This is a genomic window from Nonomuraea pusilla (genome assembly GCF_900109355.1).
Taxonomy (GTDB): Bacteria; Actinomycetota; Actinomycetes; order Streptosporangiales; family Streptosporangiaceae; genus Nonomuraea; species Nonomuraea pusilla.
In genome coordinates this window covers 17,257-30,637 of record NZ_FOBF01000005.1, presented here as the reverse complement: position 1 = coordinate 30,637, position 13,381 = coordinate 17,257, and the positions used below count along the sequence as shown (strand labels likewise).

The following is a 13,381-nucleotide window of genomic DNA, read 5'->3' as shown; positions in this document are numbered from 1 at the left end:
CTCGCCTGGCCGAGCCGCCCAGCACCTCTCCCGACGCGAGCTGGAGCGGCGGCCTCGCCTCCTCCAGTCGGGTGCCCCGGTCGCCGTCTCTCCCCGGGGAGTTCGTGGAGCCGTTCGAGGGGATCGGCGGGTGGTTTGTGGCGGTTTGGGGGGTGGAGGCCGACGGTGGGGAGGTTTGGGGTGGGCGTGAGCTGCGGCTGGTCAGCGCTTGGGGTGAAGTTTGTTCAGGTTTTCGGCGATCAGCGGCTCTCGGGTGGCCAGGGCGCGGGCGACGTCCCTGAGCTGCCTGGCCCGGTGGAGCTGCGCACGCCAGTCGGTGCCGGTGGCGCGATGGGACATCTCGACCTCCACCTCCGACACCCGGAACCCCTTGCGGAGCAGGTCGATCGTGAGCGCCGTCTCGACGCCGAAGCCGTGCGCCAGCGGCCGCGCGGCCTCGAAGGCGGCCCTGGTGAGGCAGCGCTGACCGTTCAGCGGCTGGGCGGCCTCGAAGCCGGTGGCGCGGCGGATGCCGTCTCTGGACAGGCGCACCACTAAGCCGTGCCCGCCCAGCTTCACGCGGGTCATGAAGACCGCGATCGTCATGTCGGCGGCCCCGGACCGTACGGGCTCGATGAGCGGCGCCGCGGCGCGTGCCGTCTCGCCCAGGTCGGCGTCGAGGAACAGCAGGTGCCGGGGCGGGCGGTCGTCGTCGAGCAGCCGCACCGCCTCCGCGCCCGACTCCATCGCCGCGGCCTTGCCGCGGTTGCGGCTGTGACGTACGACGCGTGCGCCGGCCGCGCGGGCGATCCGGCCCGTCTGGTCGGTCGAGCCGTCGTCGACGACCACGACCAGCCCCACTCCGGGCAGGGCCTTGGCGGCGGCGACGGTGGACGCGATGCGGTCGGCCTCGTTGACGGCCGGGATGACGACGGCGGTGTCGTCGGTGACCGCCTCCGTCATGATCCCTCGGCGATGAGGAGCTCCTGCGGCACCTCTTCGTGGACGGTGAACACCGAGTCGAGGCCGGTGACCTGCAGGATCTTGCGCACCGCCGGACGCGGGGCCGCCACCTCCAGCGCGCCGCCGCGCTCCTTCATGCGTTTGAGCGCCGACAGCAGGACGTTCATGCCGGTCGAGTCGCAGAAGTCGACGCCGGACATGTCGATGACCACGCGGGCCGGCCCTTCCTGCAGCAGCCGAGTGAACTCGGACTGCAGGTGGGGCGCCGTATAGAGGTCGATTTCGCCGGTGATCGCGACGAGTGCATGGCCGGCGTGTGATCGGGTCGAGACCTTGAGCTCCACATGGGCAGGCTAGCGGGGCGCGCGCTTCCGGTCACGTTGTCACGCCGATAGGGGAACCACAGGTTTTTGTCCTCCGTTTGGGCTTCATCACAACGGAGAGTACGCGAAGCTTGACACGACGACACCGGCACCGGACCCCGGGCACGGAGCTCGCGACCATGGAGAAGGAGGGGCTGGGGCACGCCAGACGGGCCCCGCGTCTATGAAAGCCGACCGAACCGATGACCCCCAGCGGCAGATGCTCAGGGAACGCCTGGAGAGCATCCTCATCACCACGGAGAAGGCCAAGTCCTGGCACGACGAGGCGGAACGCCTGCGTGACCTGGTGAACCAGGATGGTTACGTGCCGATCCGTACCCGGCTGGCGAGCGAGGACCTCGACTTCCTCGCGGGCGCCCGCGCCGAGTTGCTCAGGCTCTCCGAGCTCGGCATCCGGCTGCTCGACCTCCACCAGCCCCGCGACGCGGGCGGCATCACGAGCGACACGGCGCACCCCATCCTGCGGTGCCGCAGCTGCATGTGGCGCTGGCCGTGCCCGACCTTCCGCGCGATGACCGAGTCCTTCGGCCCCGGCACCGACCCCTCACTCCCCACCACCCCCTCCTGACCTCCACCCCGCCCCAAGCTCCCCGCCGTCCCCTGCTGACGTTCAGATCCACCGCGCCCTGAGCTTCCCGCCGTCTCCTCCAGCCCTGGGATCCACCGCGCCCTGAGCTTCCCGCCGTCTCCTCCTGGCCCTCCGAACCTCCCGAGTGACCACGCCCCGAGCTCCCCGTCCGTCGCCGCTCGGAGCTCCCCGTTCCGCCCGGCTCCGCGCTCACCGATCCCTCCCGGCTTCGAGCCCCTGACACGCCCCGGTCCCGAGCTCCCTCTTCCCGAGCCTCCTCCGTCCAGAAGAGCCCCGGCACCCGGGTCAGGACCGCAGGAGGGGCAGGCGGATGTCGAAGCGGCAGCCCGGCCCGTCGTTCACGACGCCGATCGTCCCGTCGTGCGCCTCGACGATGCCCTGTGCGATGGCCAGCCCGAGTCCCGCGCCGCCCTCCGCGGTCGGGGTGCGGGCGGCCTCCCCGCGGAAGGCCACGTCGAAGACGCGCGGCAGGTCCTCCTCGGGGATGCCGCCGCACCAGTCGGCCACCGACAGGCAGGCCATGCCTCCGGCGTCCACCCCGGCCCGCAGGACGACCGTGCGGCCGGGCGGTGTGTGCCTGATGGCGTTGACGACGAGGTTGCCGAGCGCCCTGCCGAGGGCGCCCGGGTCGGCCTCGACGGGCACGCTCGCGGCGGCCTCGGCGGTCAGGACGACGCCCTTGGCCCGTGCGACCGGTTCCGCGCCGGCGAGGGTGTCGGCGACGAGGTCGGCCAGCCCGATCCTGACGCGGGAGAGCCGCAGCGCGCCGGCGTGGATGCGTGACAGCTCGAACAGGTCGTCCACCATGGCGGACAGGCGTCCGACCTCCAGCTTCATCTGCCTGTGGTAGCGGGAGACGGTGGCGGGGTCGCGGACGACGCCGTCCTCCAGGGCTTCCGCCATGGCACGCAGGCCCGCGAGCGGGGTGCGCAGGTCGTGGCTGACCCAGGCGACGAGTTCGCGCCGGGCGCCTTCGAGCGCGCGTTCCCGCTCGTACGCCTCCTCCAGGCTGCCGGCGATGGTCTGGAGCTCGGCGGGCAGGCCGCGCGGGGCGGTGAACGGCGTCGCGCCGACGGCGGCGACGAGCCGCCTGCTCTCCCTGACGACCATCCTGGCCAGGACGAACGCGGCCCCCAGCCCGACGAGCCCGCCGACGGCGACGATGGCGAGCACGGAGTCCTTGACCGGCCCGTCGATGATCATCTCCATGATGCCCACGACGACCCCGGCCAGCGTGGCCGACACGGCGACGACCACGACCACGGCCAGCATCACGCCGATGGACCGGGTACGCAGCCGCCAGATCACGCCGACGCCGAGCGCGGCCACGACGAGCCCCAGGCCGGCGGTCACGGCCACGACCATCCACAGCTCGCCGAGGGGCGCGGCCGCGTAAGGGGTCACGGCCCTGTGTCCATCGGCTCGTACCGGTAGCCGACGCCCCACACGGTGACGATCCTGCGCGGCTCGGTCGGGTCGGGCTCGATCTTCTCGCGCAGCCGCCTGACGTGGACGGTCACGGTGGAGGAGTCGCCGAACGACCAGCCCCACACCTGGTCGAGCAGGGCGGCCCTGCCGAACGCCTGCCTGGGGTTGCGCATCAGGTAGGCGAGCAGGTCGAACTCCCTGGCGGTGAGCGTCACCTCGGCGCCGCGCAGCCGCACCTCGTGCGCGCCGACGTCCACGACGAGGTCGCCGTCGCGCAGCACGCCGGTGCCGGGGATGACGGTCGCGCCCCTGGCGCGGCGCAGCACGGACCGCACCCGCAGGGCCAGCTCGCGCGGGCTGAACGGCTTGACCACGTAGTCGTCGGCGCCGGTCTCCAGGCCGACGACGCGGTCGATCTCCTCGCCGAGCGCGGTCAGCATGATCACGGGGACGGGCCGGCGTTCCCTCAGCTTCCTGCACACCTGCAGCCCGTCGAGCTTGGGCAGCATGAGGTCGAGCACCATGAGGTCGGGGGGTGCGGCCAGGGCACGGCGCAGCGCCTCGGCGCCGTCGCCCACGCACTCGACCTCGTGCCCGTCGCGCTCCAGGTACCGGGCCACCACCTCGGACACGGTCGGATCGTCCTCGACCACCAGGATGCGCGTGTTCATCCCCTCACGGTACGGCGGAGCCGCCCGGGGGCGACATGGACGTCATCGGTTCGTAAGCCTCGCGGATCATGCCGGGAGGACGTACGGTTGCCTCATGAGTAGAGTCGTGATGCTCGTCTTAGGGACCTTGCTGGGCCTGTTCGTCGTGTTCAACTTCGTGGTCCCGATGCTGGTCGGCCTGGTCAAGCTGGCATTGATCGTCGGTGTGGTCGCCCTGCTGGTCTTCATCGCCGTCACCGTCGTGGGCAAGTCCTCGAAGCTGCGGTGACGCTTTTCCTGCTCGATCCGTGGCTGGCCGGCGTCACCATGGTGGCGATCCTGCTGCTGGCCACCTGGGCGGCGCGGCTGCTGCCCGTGCTCGGGGGCGACCAGTCGGGTCCGCCGCCGGGCTACGCGCGCCGTACGGCGTTCCAGCGCCTGCGCGATCCCGACGCGGCCGGGCGTCCGCGTCCCCGAGCTCCTTAGTTCCGCCCCGCTTGCGTGTCAGGCGGGGCTCTCGTCCGTGAGCCCTGTTTCTTCCCTCTCGTTCATTGGAAGGGCTCATGATCGATTCTCTTGTCACGTTCGTCATCGGCATGTCCGGGGGCAGCGCCGCGCTCGGCATCGTGCTGTTCACGCTGGCGGTGCGGCTGCTGCTGGTGCCGCTCGCGGTGCGGCAGGCGCGGGCGGCGCGGCTCGGCCGGCGGCTCGCGCCGCGGCTGCGGGAGCTGCGCGAGCGGTACGCGCGCGATCCGCAGAGGCTCGCGGAGAAGACGCGGGCGCTGTACGCGGAGGCGGGCGGCTCCCCGTTCGGCGGCATCGGGCCGGCGCTGGCGCAGATGCCGTTCCTGTGGCTGATGTACCGGGTGGCGACGCACCCGACCGCGCTCGCGGGGCAGGACCTGCTGGGGGCTCCGCTGGGTCAGCACCTGGCCGGGGTGATCGGGCATTACGGTCTGATCAGTTGGCCGGTTTCGGTCTTCGCGCTGATCATCGTGCTGGTCCTCGTGCTGGCGTGGTGGTCGTCGCGCCGGATGGAGGTGCCGGAGGGGCAGCCGCAGGCGGTGACCCGGCTCATGCGGCTCATGCCGTACGGATCGGTGCTGGCCGCGGCCGTGCTCCCGCTGGCCGCCGGGCTGTACCTGCTGGTCTCCACCGCCTGGACGGCCGGGGAGCGCGCGGTGCTGACGGCGCGCACCGCCTGAGGCCGGGCGAAGGCGCCGAAGGCGACGGGGAGCGCGGCGCGGCTCGCCCGACGGCGTGAACGGGCGCGAGGACGGGGTGGCTAGCCGGCCTCTCTCAGGCTGGCCACCTTCCCGTTGACCTGGCCGTTCATGGAGCCGTTGACCTGCCCGTTCACCGACGCGGCGGGGGCGGGCAGCACGGCCCACACGGTCTTCGTCTCGCCGTCGTGACGTACTCCCCAGCTCTCGGCCACGTACTCGACGATGCCGAGACCGCGGCCCCCGAGCGACGACAGCGTGGGGCGGCCGGCGCGCGGCTCCGTGGCGGCTCCCCCGTCGCTCACCGCCACCTCGATGCGGTCGTCGCTGCGCAGCCAGGCCACTCTCACCATGCCCGACGGCAGCGGGTGCGCGTGCCGCAGCGCGTTGCTCAGCAACTCGCTGACCACCAGCACGGCGTCGTCGATCGCGGTGGCGAACACCCCGCAGTCCTGCAGATCAGTGCTCAGACGCTGGCGGGCGACGGCAACGCTGGACGGCGCGTACGGCAGCAGCACCACGCTTGACACACCCACCTCCCCGTTCCCTGTGCCCCCCGTGGGAACACTCCCCGGTACGACCGAAATGCCCCGTTACTCAATCCCAGAAACCGCATCTCGATCACAGCTTGTACACATTGGACGATAGATCAGCGCAACTGTGACCACCTCGTTACCGCATCGGTGTGTCGGATCGGATAGGGGAAGCACGTCTCATGACGAGCCTCATCCTGGTGCCGCCTCCCGGTCGCGGCTGCGCGGTCACGTCGCCTCCCTGTGCCCTGGCCAGACTGCGGACGATGTAGAGCCCGAGCCCCACTCCACCAAACCTCCTCCTGTCGCCGCTGTCCACCTGGACGAACCGCTCGAAGATCCGTTCTCGGTCAGGCGGGGCGATTCCGACGCCCTCGTCCTCGACGACGGCGACCACCCGGTCGTCCTCCCGCCAGGCCGCCACCCTGATCAGCCCGCCCGCGGGCGAGTACTTGAACGCGTTCTCCAGCAACTGGCCGAGCACGATGTCGGTGGCGAGCGCGTCGCCCAGCACGTACGGCAGGCCGTCCTCGACGTCCACCTCGACCCGGTGCCTGTCGGACAGCACGGGCAGCCCCAGCGTGGCCGCCCTGACCCGGTCGGCCAGGTCGAACGCCTCGATGCGCACCGCGAGCTCCTCGGCCCCGGCCCGCGCGCCCAGCAGCAGGTGGTCCATGAGCTGCCCGAGCGACCTCGCCCGCTCCGCGATCGTGTGGACGGCGGAGCGGCGCTCGTCGTCGGTCAGCTTGTCCCAGCGGGAGTCGAGGGTGCCGGCGAACCCCCGCACGATCGTGATCGGGGTGCGCAGCTCGTGGCTGGTGGTGGCGAGGAAGAGGTCCTTGGCCTCCTCCAGCTCCTTGGCCGTGGTGACGTCACGGAAGTCGATCACCAGCTCGCCGGTCTCCTCGATCTCCGCGCTCACCACCTCCAGCCACCGCCCGCTCTTCAGCTGGACCGTGTACGTCTCGCCCGGCGACGGCACGGGGAACGGCGTCGGCCTGCCGAGGACCGCCTCGGGGGCGTAGCCGGTCAGCTCGGCCGCTGCCGGGTTCCACCGCGACACGCGGCGCCGCTCGTCGAGCACGGCGATGCCGTCGGCGCTCGCGTCGAAGACGGCCCGCTCGTGCGCCCGCTGCCGCACGGCCTCCTGGTAGGCCACGGCGTTGCCGACCGCGATGCCGGCGTGGCCGGCGAGCAGTTCGAGCAGCTCAAGCTCGACGTGGCCGGGGGTGCGGCGGGCGAACAGCGCGTACAGCGCGCCATAGGGACGCCCGCCGACCGCGGCGAGGCCGAGGGCGATCGTGTGCAGGCCGGGCATCCGGGCCCACACCAGGCCGCCCAGGCCCTGCGACTCCAGCAGGACGGTCTTGCCGGTGCGCAGCAGCTTGTCGACCAGGCTCGTGCGCAGGTCGGTGGTGGTGCCGCGGATCTCCTCCGGCAACTGGTACGTGCTGACCAGCCGCAGCCTGTCGTCCTCGATGAGGACGAAGCCGCCGCCGTCGGCGCCGGTCAGCTCGGTGAGGCTGGCCGAGATGCGGTCGAGCACGGCGGGCAGCTCCAGCTCGGCGTTGATGTCGCCGACCACGTCGGTGAGCCGGCGGACCAGCCGCGCCCTGCGCGCCATGCGGCTCCTCGCCGCCTCGTCGGTCTGGACGAGATGGTGGACGCAGACGTAGCCGGCGACCGAGTTGCCGACCATCAGGGCGGCGGTGTCGACGCGCACGTCGAGCAGGGTGCCGTCCCTGTGGAAGCGGCGGGTGCGCAGCGACACCTGGCCTCCGGTGCGGACCCGTTCGAGCACCGCGTTGTGCTCGGCCGTCAGCTCGGCGGGGACGATCGGGGGCCTGCGCCCGAGCATCTCCTCGGCGGACCAGCCGAACAGCCGCTCGGCGGCGGCGTTCCAGACGAGGACGGTCTGGTCCCTGTCGAGGGCGACGACGGCGTTGGGGGAACCGGCGAGCACCGCGCGAGCGATGTCCTCGTCACTGCCGGCCCATGCGTCACCCACACCTCCATAGTGCACGTGGCGCGGTGGGTGCGTCGGGCGATCCGTCCGATACGCTGCGGTCACGGCTTTTTCTGGTGGGTGAAGAGGGTGAGCGTATGTCGGGCAACGATCTCGACGCCCTGTTGCGCGTGACCTCTCCCACCTATCGGGGAAAGAGCCCGCCCGACATCGCGTTCGGCACGTACGACGGCGCCGTGGGCAGGCTGACGCTGGCGGTCACCGCCCGGGGCATCGTGGCCTGCAGCTTCGAGGACGAGAACCGCGTCTTCGAGCAGGTGCTGAAGCACGTCGGCTCGTTCATCGGGCCCGACCCGCGCCGGCTCGACCCGGTGCGCAGGGAGCTCGACGCGTACTTCTCGGGCCGCCTGCGGGCCTTCGCCACGCCGGTGGACCTGTCGCTCGCCATGTCCTTCGCCCGTACGGTGCTGCAGAAGACCATGGCGGTGCCGTACGGCACGACCACGACGATCGAGGCGCTCGGCGAGCTGATCGGGCGGCCCAGGGCGCTGCGCGCGATCTCCAACGCCCTGGCGGGCAACCCGGTGTGCGTGATCGTGCCGTGCCACCGCGTCGTACGCGCCGACGGCACGCTCGGCGACTACGCCGGGGGCGTGGCCGCCAAGCAGCACCTGCTCACCGTCGAGCAGCGCGCCTCAGCCGCCCGCTGAGCGCCCCGACGAGCAGCGTCGCGAGCGCGGCCACCAGGGCGGCGCCGAGCGCGCCGTTCATCCACGGCTGCCGGGTGAAGCCGATCGCGTGGCGCACGGCCGCCCAGAAGCCGTCCCACCCGGCCATGGTCGGGCTGGAGGTGGTCAGCCAGTACGCGACGAAGCCGAGCGCCCACGGCGCCAGCATCGCCGGGCGCGCGGGGGCGTCCTCGCCGGTGTCCCAGTTCCGGGAGCCGCCGAGCAGGAAGTAGTCCACGGCGAGCACGGCGAACATCGGGACGAACACCGCGCCGATCACGCCGAGGAAGGCGCCGTACGAGGCGACGTCCACGACGAGCGCGATGGTGACGGTGAGCACGCCGATGACGGTGGAGAAGACCCTGCGGTCGACGCGCGGCATGAGGTTCTGCAGCGAGACGGTGGTGGAGTAGACGTTGGCGAACGACTGGTCGGTCTCGCGCAGCACCAGGATCGCGAAGAACAGCGCGCCGAGCGGCGCGGCGACGAACGGCGTGAACACGGCCGTGCCGTCGGCGTTCACGGCGCCGGCTCCGGCGATGGCGACCGCGTACACGCCGAGGCCGAGGCAGGCGACCTGCGCCAGCGTGTAGCCGCCGACGATCCCGGTGAACGCGGCCCGGCCGGAGCGGGAGTGGCGGGCGAAGTCGGCGGCCATCGGCACCCACGACACCGACAGCGCGATCACGTAGTCGACGGCGGGGGCGAAGCCGGTCCAGGTGCCGCCGGTGTGGGCGGGCGCGTCGCGGAGGAACACGACGGCGAACCAGGCCATCGACACGATCACGCCGACGGTGACGTAGCGCCGCAGCAGCCGGACCGAGCCGAGCGGCCAGATGCTGAGCACCGTCGTGAGCACGCCCGCGACGAGCACCCACACCTGGTACGGCACCCCGGGGAAGATCGCGCTGGCGGCCTTGGCGATCACCCAGAGCTCGAACGCGCCCCATCCGAGCATCTGGACGATGTTGAGCACCGTCGGCACGTACGACGCCTTGGCGCCGAACAGGCCGCGCAGCAGCACCATGGCGGGCTGCCCGGTCTGCGTGCCGGGGATGGCGGACAGCCCCACCATGGCGGTGCCGATGAGGCTGCCGACGACGGCGGCCGTGAGGGCGGCGGCCAGGCTGAGCGGCGCGTTGCCGAGCGGGTCGAGCAGGAGCAGCGCCCCCGAGAAGCCGAGGAGGCTGACCCCGAGGTTGGCCCAGAGGGCTCCCTGGTCGAGGACGCCGAGGGTCTTGGGCGGCGCGCCTTCGAGGGTCAGCGGAACTTCGTCGACGACATGCGCCATCGCACACTCCCTACGCCGGCATTATCCGGACAGGTTCAGGCGGTCGGCAGCGGATCTGTAGCTGCCCTCTCAGCCCGGCACCCCGAGCTCCCGCGACGATCTGAAGTTAGCGCCCTCATCATGCCGTAATGGCGGGAGATCCGCCACAGTGGGGTGTTCGACCGGCGTTCAGGCGACGTACGGAGGTTGTCCCGTCTCGCTCACCATGGCCCGGTGCGCGCCCTCCCACGACTGCATGCCGCCGCCGACGTTCACGGCCTCGCGGCCGAGGCGCGACAGCCACGCGGCCACCTGCATCGAACGCCCGCCGACCCGGCAGACGACGTACACGGTGCGGTCGCCTGGCACCTCGTCGACGCGCCCCTGGATCTGGGACATGGGGATGTGCACGGCGCCGGGCGCGTGGCCCGCCACCCACTCCTCCTGTTCGCGCACGTCAAGCAGGTAGGCGTCGTCGGGGACGTCCTTGGCCTCGATCTCTGGAACGGTCATGCGTCCATCATCTCGCGCCGCGGGCGTGAGCACGTACCGTTGCGTGAGCCGCTACTTGAGCAGCCGGGACAGCCTGCGGTCGGCGAGCGGTTTTCCGCCGGTCTGGCAGGTGGGGCAGTACTGCAGCGCCGAGTCGGAGAACGACACCTCCCTGATGGTGTCGCCGCAGACGTCGCAGGGCTGCCCCGCCCGGTTGTGCACCCGCAGGCCCGACTTCTTCTCCGCCTTCAGGTCCTTGGCCGCCAGCCCGCGCGCCCGCTCGACGGCCTCGCGCAGCGTCGCGACGACGGCCTCGTGCAGGTCGGCCACCTGGGCGTCGGTGAGCGTCCCAGCGATCTTGAACGGCGACATCCGCGCGGCGTGCAGGACCTCGTCCGAGTAGGCGTTGCCGATGCCCGCGACGACCTTCTGGTCGCGCAGCAGGCCCTTGATCTGCATGCGGCTGCCGGACACGATCCGCCTGAGCGTGTCGACGGTGAACGACGGGTCGAGCGGATCGGGGCCGAGCGCGGCGACGCCGGGAACCTCCCGCGGGTCGCGGGTGACGTACACGGCCAGGCGCTTCTGGGTGCCCGCCTCGGTCAGCTCGAACCCGGGGGCCAGGCCGTCGTCGCCGGGGGCGAACCGCACGCGCGCGGCCAGCGGCCCCTTGCCCGGGCGTACCGGCTTGGCGCCCGACAGGTCGTCGCGCCAGCGCAGCCAGCCCGCCCTGGCCAGGTGGACGACCAGGTGCAGGCCGTCGCAGTCGAGGTCGAGGAACTTGCCGTGCCTGGCCACGCCCGTGACGGTCAGCCCGCCGAGCGCGGTGACCGGCGGGTCGAACGTCTTGAGCGCCTGGACGGCCACCACGTCGACCGCCAGGACGGTGCGCCCCACGGCCCGTTCCTTGAGGAACTCTGCGAGGGACTCCACTTCGGGAAGTTCCGGCATGCCCCCAGGGTACGGTCCGCCGTCCACAGGCTGTGGAAACTACGGCACGTCCCAGAAGGCCAGCTCGTGGGCCATGCCCTCGGTGAACAGAGCCTCCGCCCGCACCGGGTCGGGGTCGGCCTCGTCGATCATCTGGGCGATCCTCACCGTGAGTGCCGCGAACCCGGGATCGGCGTACGTGTCCACCCACGCCCGATATCTCGGCTCAGTCGGCGGGTTCTCCGCCAAGATCTTGCCGAGGGTCGAATATCCCCACATGCAGGGGTAGAGCGCGGCCAGCCCCTCCCCGTACGACGCCGCCGACTCCAGCAGGAACCGCGTGTACGCCTCGCACGCCGGCCCCTTGACCGCGCCCTCCAGGTCGGCGCCGAACTCCGCCGACAGCGACCGGTGCAGCCTCAGCTCGTCGTGGTACGTCGCGTGCGCCAGGTCCACCAGGTCGCCCAGGTGCCCGTCCGGCGCCTGCCAGGCCAGCCGCGCGAACACCCGCACGTAGTCCAGCAGGTACAGGTAGTCCTGCTCCAGCCACGAACGGAAGACCGGCTCCGGCAGGTCGCCGCGTCCGATGCCCACGACGGTCGGGTGCGCGAGCTGCTCCTCCAGCAGCGGACGGCCGATGGCGTGCAACTTCTCCGAGATAGCCATGTCTGGGAGGTTAGTGATGAAGCATGACCGTCACGCGCGCCGCCCCCGGCGCCGGGCGGCGGGGATCGCGGCCGCCCGGCCCGCGACGTCAGCGCGCGTCGAGGATCTCCTTGGGGACCGGACGGTCCTCCTTGAGCGCGTTGAACAGCGCGAGGGCCTTCTCCCTGTCCCACTTCACGCCCACGCCGCCCCCGACGTTCTCGTTGCCGCCGAACGGCACCACCGTGGTCTGCGGGCTGTCACCCATGGCCAGGCCCAGCGACAGCATGTCGAACACGCCCGTGCCGGGATCGACCTCCACCGCGTCGGTGGCGCTCATCGCCAGCGGGATCGACGTGAACGGGTTGATGAGCACGCCCGGGCTCGCCGCCTTCTTCACCACCGCGCCCAGGAACTGCCGCTGGCGCTTCGTACGCTCGAAGTCCGGCAGCGCCCCACCCTTGCGGGTGCGGACGTAGCCGAGGGCCTGCGAGCCGTTCAGCACCTGCTTGCCCTTCTTCAGCTTCAGCCCGGCCTTCGGGTCGTCCACGGCGGCCCGCACGTCGATCTCCACACCGCCGACGGCGTCGACGATGTCGACGAACCCGGCGAAGCCGATCTCCATGTAGTGGTCGATGTGCACGCCCGTGACCGTCTCCACGGTTCGCACGAGCAGCTTGGGGCCCCCGGTGGCGTACGCGGCGTTGAGCTTGTCGCGCCCCCGGCCCGGGATCGTGACGGCGGAGTCGCGCGGCAGGCTGACCAGCGTGGGCCTGCCGTCGCCCTCGGGGATGTGGAGCAGCATCATCGAGTCGGTGCGCTGCCCCACGGCGCGGCCGGTGGCGAGCCTCCTGCGCTCGGCCGCCGACAGGCCCTTGCGGCTGTCGGAGCCGACGAGCAGCCAGTTGGAGCCCGGCGTGTCGGCCACGCGGCCGTCGTAGTCGTCGAGCGCGCCGTCGATGCCCTTCAGCCGGGAGTCGATCCAGAACACCAGGCCCACGGCGGCCACCAGGAGCGCCGCCAGGACCGCCGCGACGATCTTGATGATCGTCCGGCCCGACGGGCGCCTGCGCGGCCCTCTGGGGCGCTCCTGGGGCCGCTCGCCGCCCGTCTCGCGGCGGGGGGTCAGCGGCTTGACGGGGCCGCCGCCGGAACGTTCCCTGCCGTAGACGCGCGACCTGCCCCTCGGCTCCTCCCCTGGAGGCGGGGGCGGGGGCGGCGGCGCGTCGGAGGGCCCGACGGCCGGGAGCTTGTGCGTGGGCGCGTCCGAACCGCCGGACGGGATGTGGTGGGCGGGGGCACCGCCCGAACGCGGGCCGTCGCCGGGCCTCTGGGGCAGGGGGCGGCCGTCGCCTGGCGGGCGCATCGCCCGCGTCCGGTCGTCCTCAGACACTTCTCCTTCTTCCTTCGCTTGTCATAGACGCTACGTCCCAGCTCCGGCGGGTGAAGACGGGTCGTCATGGTTTTCCCACGGAAAAGTAGGCGGACCTTGACGCGGGGCCCTGGGGAAACATAGATGCCACCTGCGTCGTTACGGTTGTGGGACCACCTCTACCGAAAGGATGATCGTGTCCGCTGCGGACCCGTGGAGTCTTTGCCCGT

Annotated in this window: 16 protein-coding genes and 1 riboswitch; of the genes, 5 read left to right on the top strand and 11 right to left on the bottom strand. The window is 71.9% G+C overall.

The features are described from left to right. Window positions 1-201: 201 nt before the first annotated feature. Together BMX74_RS11865 and BMX74_RS11860 are read right to left on the bottom strand one after the other, a co-directional pair. A complete protein-coding gene (locus BMX74_RS11865) occupies window positions 202-942 on the bottom strand; it encodes a glycosyltransferase (protein ID WP_091100231.1) in 741 nt (246 codons plus the stop codon). Continuing rightward, window positions 939-1,286: an STAS domain-containing protein gene (locus BMX74_RS11860; RefSeq protein WP_055504332.1), complete on the bottom strand. Its 348-nt coding sequence runs from the start codon at window positions 1,284-1,286 to the stop codon at window positions 939-941. Before BMX74_RS11860 ends, BMX74_RS11865 begins: the two co-directional genes overlap by 4 nt. A 202-nt stretch (window positions 1,287-1,488) precedes the next feature. Here BMX74_RS11860 and BMX74_RS11855 point away from each other — a divergent pair, with 202 nt between their 5' ends. Continuing rightward, window positions 1,489-1,893 (top strand): hypothetical protein, encoded by a 405-nt coding sequence (locus tag BMX74_RS11855; protein WP_055504331.1) that lies wholly within the window; start codon window positions 1,489-1,491, stop codon window positions 1,891-1,893. 306 nt (window positions 1,894-2,199) lie between these two features. Here BMX74_RS11855 and BMX74_RS11850 read toward each other — a convergent pair whose 3' ends face one another. Next, window positions 2,200-3,318 carry a sensor histidine kinase gene (locus tag BMX74_RS11850; RefSeq protein WP_236714795.1) on the bottom strand — a complete coding sequence of 373 codons (1,119 nt, stop codon included), beginning with the start codon at window positions 3,316-3,318 and terminating at the stop codon, window positions 2,200-2,202. Beyond that, window positions 3,315-4,013, bottom strand: a complete 699-nt coding sequence (locus BMX74_RS11845) for a response regulator transcription factor (RefSeq protein WP_055504330.1) — start codon at window positions 4,011-4,013, stop codon at window positions 3,315-3,317. Before BMX74_RS11845 ends, BMX74_RS11850 begins: the two co-directional genes overlap by 4 nt. Before the next feature lie 94 nt (window positions 4,014-4,107). Between BMX74_RS11845 and BMX74_RS43995 the strand changes: the two genes are divergently transcribed. From BMX74_RS43995 to BMX74_RS11835, 3 genes are all read left to right on the top strand, one after another. Next, window positions 4,108-4,281, top strand: coding sequence for a hypothetical protein (locus BMX74_RS43995; protein ID WP_176573384.1), 174 nt, complete (start codon window positions 4,108-4,110; stop codon window positions 4,279-4,281). Further along, on the top strand, window positions 4,278-4,478 hold the full coding sequence (locus BMX74_RS11840; protein ID WP_055504329.1) for a DUF6412 domain-containing protein: 201 nt from the start codon (window positions 4,278-4,280) through the stop codon (window positions 4,476-4,478). The genes BMX74_RS43995 and BMX74_RS11840 overlap by 4 nt, the downstream gene beginning before the upstream one ends. 77 nt (window positions 4,479-4,555) lie before the next feature. Then, window positions 4,556-5,197: a YidC/Oxa1 family membrane protein insertase gene (locus BMX74_RS11835; RefSeq protein ID WP_091100229.1), complete on the top strand. Its 642-nt coding sequence runs from the start codon at window positions 4,556-4,558 to the stop codon at window positions 5,195-5,197. A gap of 80 nt (window positions 5,198-5,277) precedes the next feature. On the opposite strand, the gene BMX74_RS11830 is transcribed toward BMX74_RS11835, so the two are convergent. Then, window positions 5,278-5,745: an ATP-binding protein gene (locus BMX74_RS11830; protein WP_337959845.1), complete on the bottom strand. Its 468-nt coding sequence runs from the start codon at window positions 5,743-5,745 to the stop codon at window positions 5,278-5,280. Between the two features lie 142 nt (window positions 5,746-5,887). Beyond that, a complete protein-coding gene (locus tag BMX74_RS11825) occupies window positions 5,888-7,756 on the bottom strand; it encodes a PAS domain S-box protein (RefSeq protein ID WP_091100226.1) in 1,869 nt (622 codons plus the stop codon). Window positions 7,757-7,851: 95 nt separating this feature from the next. Here BMX74_RS11825 and BMX74_RS11820 point away from each other — a divergent pair, with 95 nt between their 5' ends. Further along, complete coding sequence (locus tag BMX74_RS11820; protein WP_055504325.1) at window positions 7,852-8,424, top strand: methylated-DNA--[protein]-cysteine S-methyltransferase; 573 nt, start codon at window positions 7,852-7,854, stop codon at window positions 8,422-8,424. Here the strand turns inward: BMX74_RS11820 and BMX74_RS11815 are convergent. From BMX74_RS11815 to BMX74_RS11795, 5 genes are all read right to left on the bottom strand, one after another. Then, a complete protein-coding gene (locus tag BMX74_RS11815) occupies window positions 8,390-9,733 on the bottom strand; it encodes a purine-cytosine permease family protein (RefSeq protein ID WP_055504324.1) in 1,344 nt (447 codons plus the stop codon). The genes BMX74_RS11820 and BMX74_RS11815 overlap by 35 nt on opposite strands. Continuing rightward, window positions 9,724-9,837, bottom strand: a riboswitch (TPP riboswitch). Its footprint overlaps the gene before it by 10 nt. A 64-nt stretch (window positions 9,838-9,901) precedes the next feature. Then, entirely contained in the window at window positions 9,902-10,225 is a 324-nt protein-coding gene (locus BMX74_RS11810) for a rhodanese-like domain-containing protein (RefSeq protein ID WP_055504323.1), read from the bottom strand. A 51-nt stretch (window positions 10,226-10,276) separates the two neighbouring features. Next, entirely contained in the window at window positions 10,277-11,155 is an 879-nt protein-coding gene (locus tag BMX74_RS11805) for an Fpg/Nei family DNA glycosylase (protein ID WP_091100224.1), read from the bottom strand. Between the two features lie 39 nt (window positions 11,156-11,194). Continuing rightward, window positions 11,195-11,800 (bottom strand): TenA family protein, encoded by a 606-nt coding sequence (locus BMX74_RS11800; RefSeq protein WP_055504321.1) that lies wholly within the window; start codon window positions 11,798-11,800, stop codon window positions 11,195-11,197. A gap of 88 nt (window positions 11,801-11,888) precedes the next feature. Next, window positions 11,889-13,172, bottom strand: coding sequence for an LCP family protein (locus tag BMX74_RS11795; RefSeq protein WP_256256893.1), 1,284 nt, complete (start codon window positions 13,170-13,172; stop codon window positions 11,889-11,891). Between the last annotated feature and the right edge of the window lie 209 nt (window positions 13,173-13,381).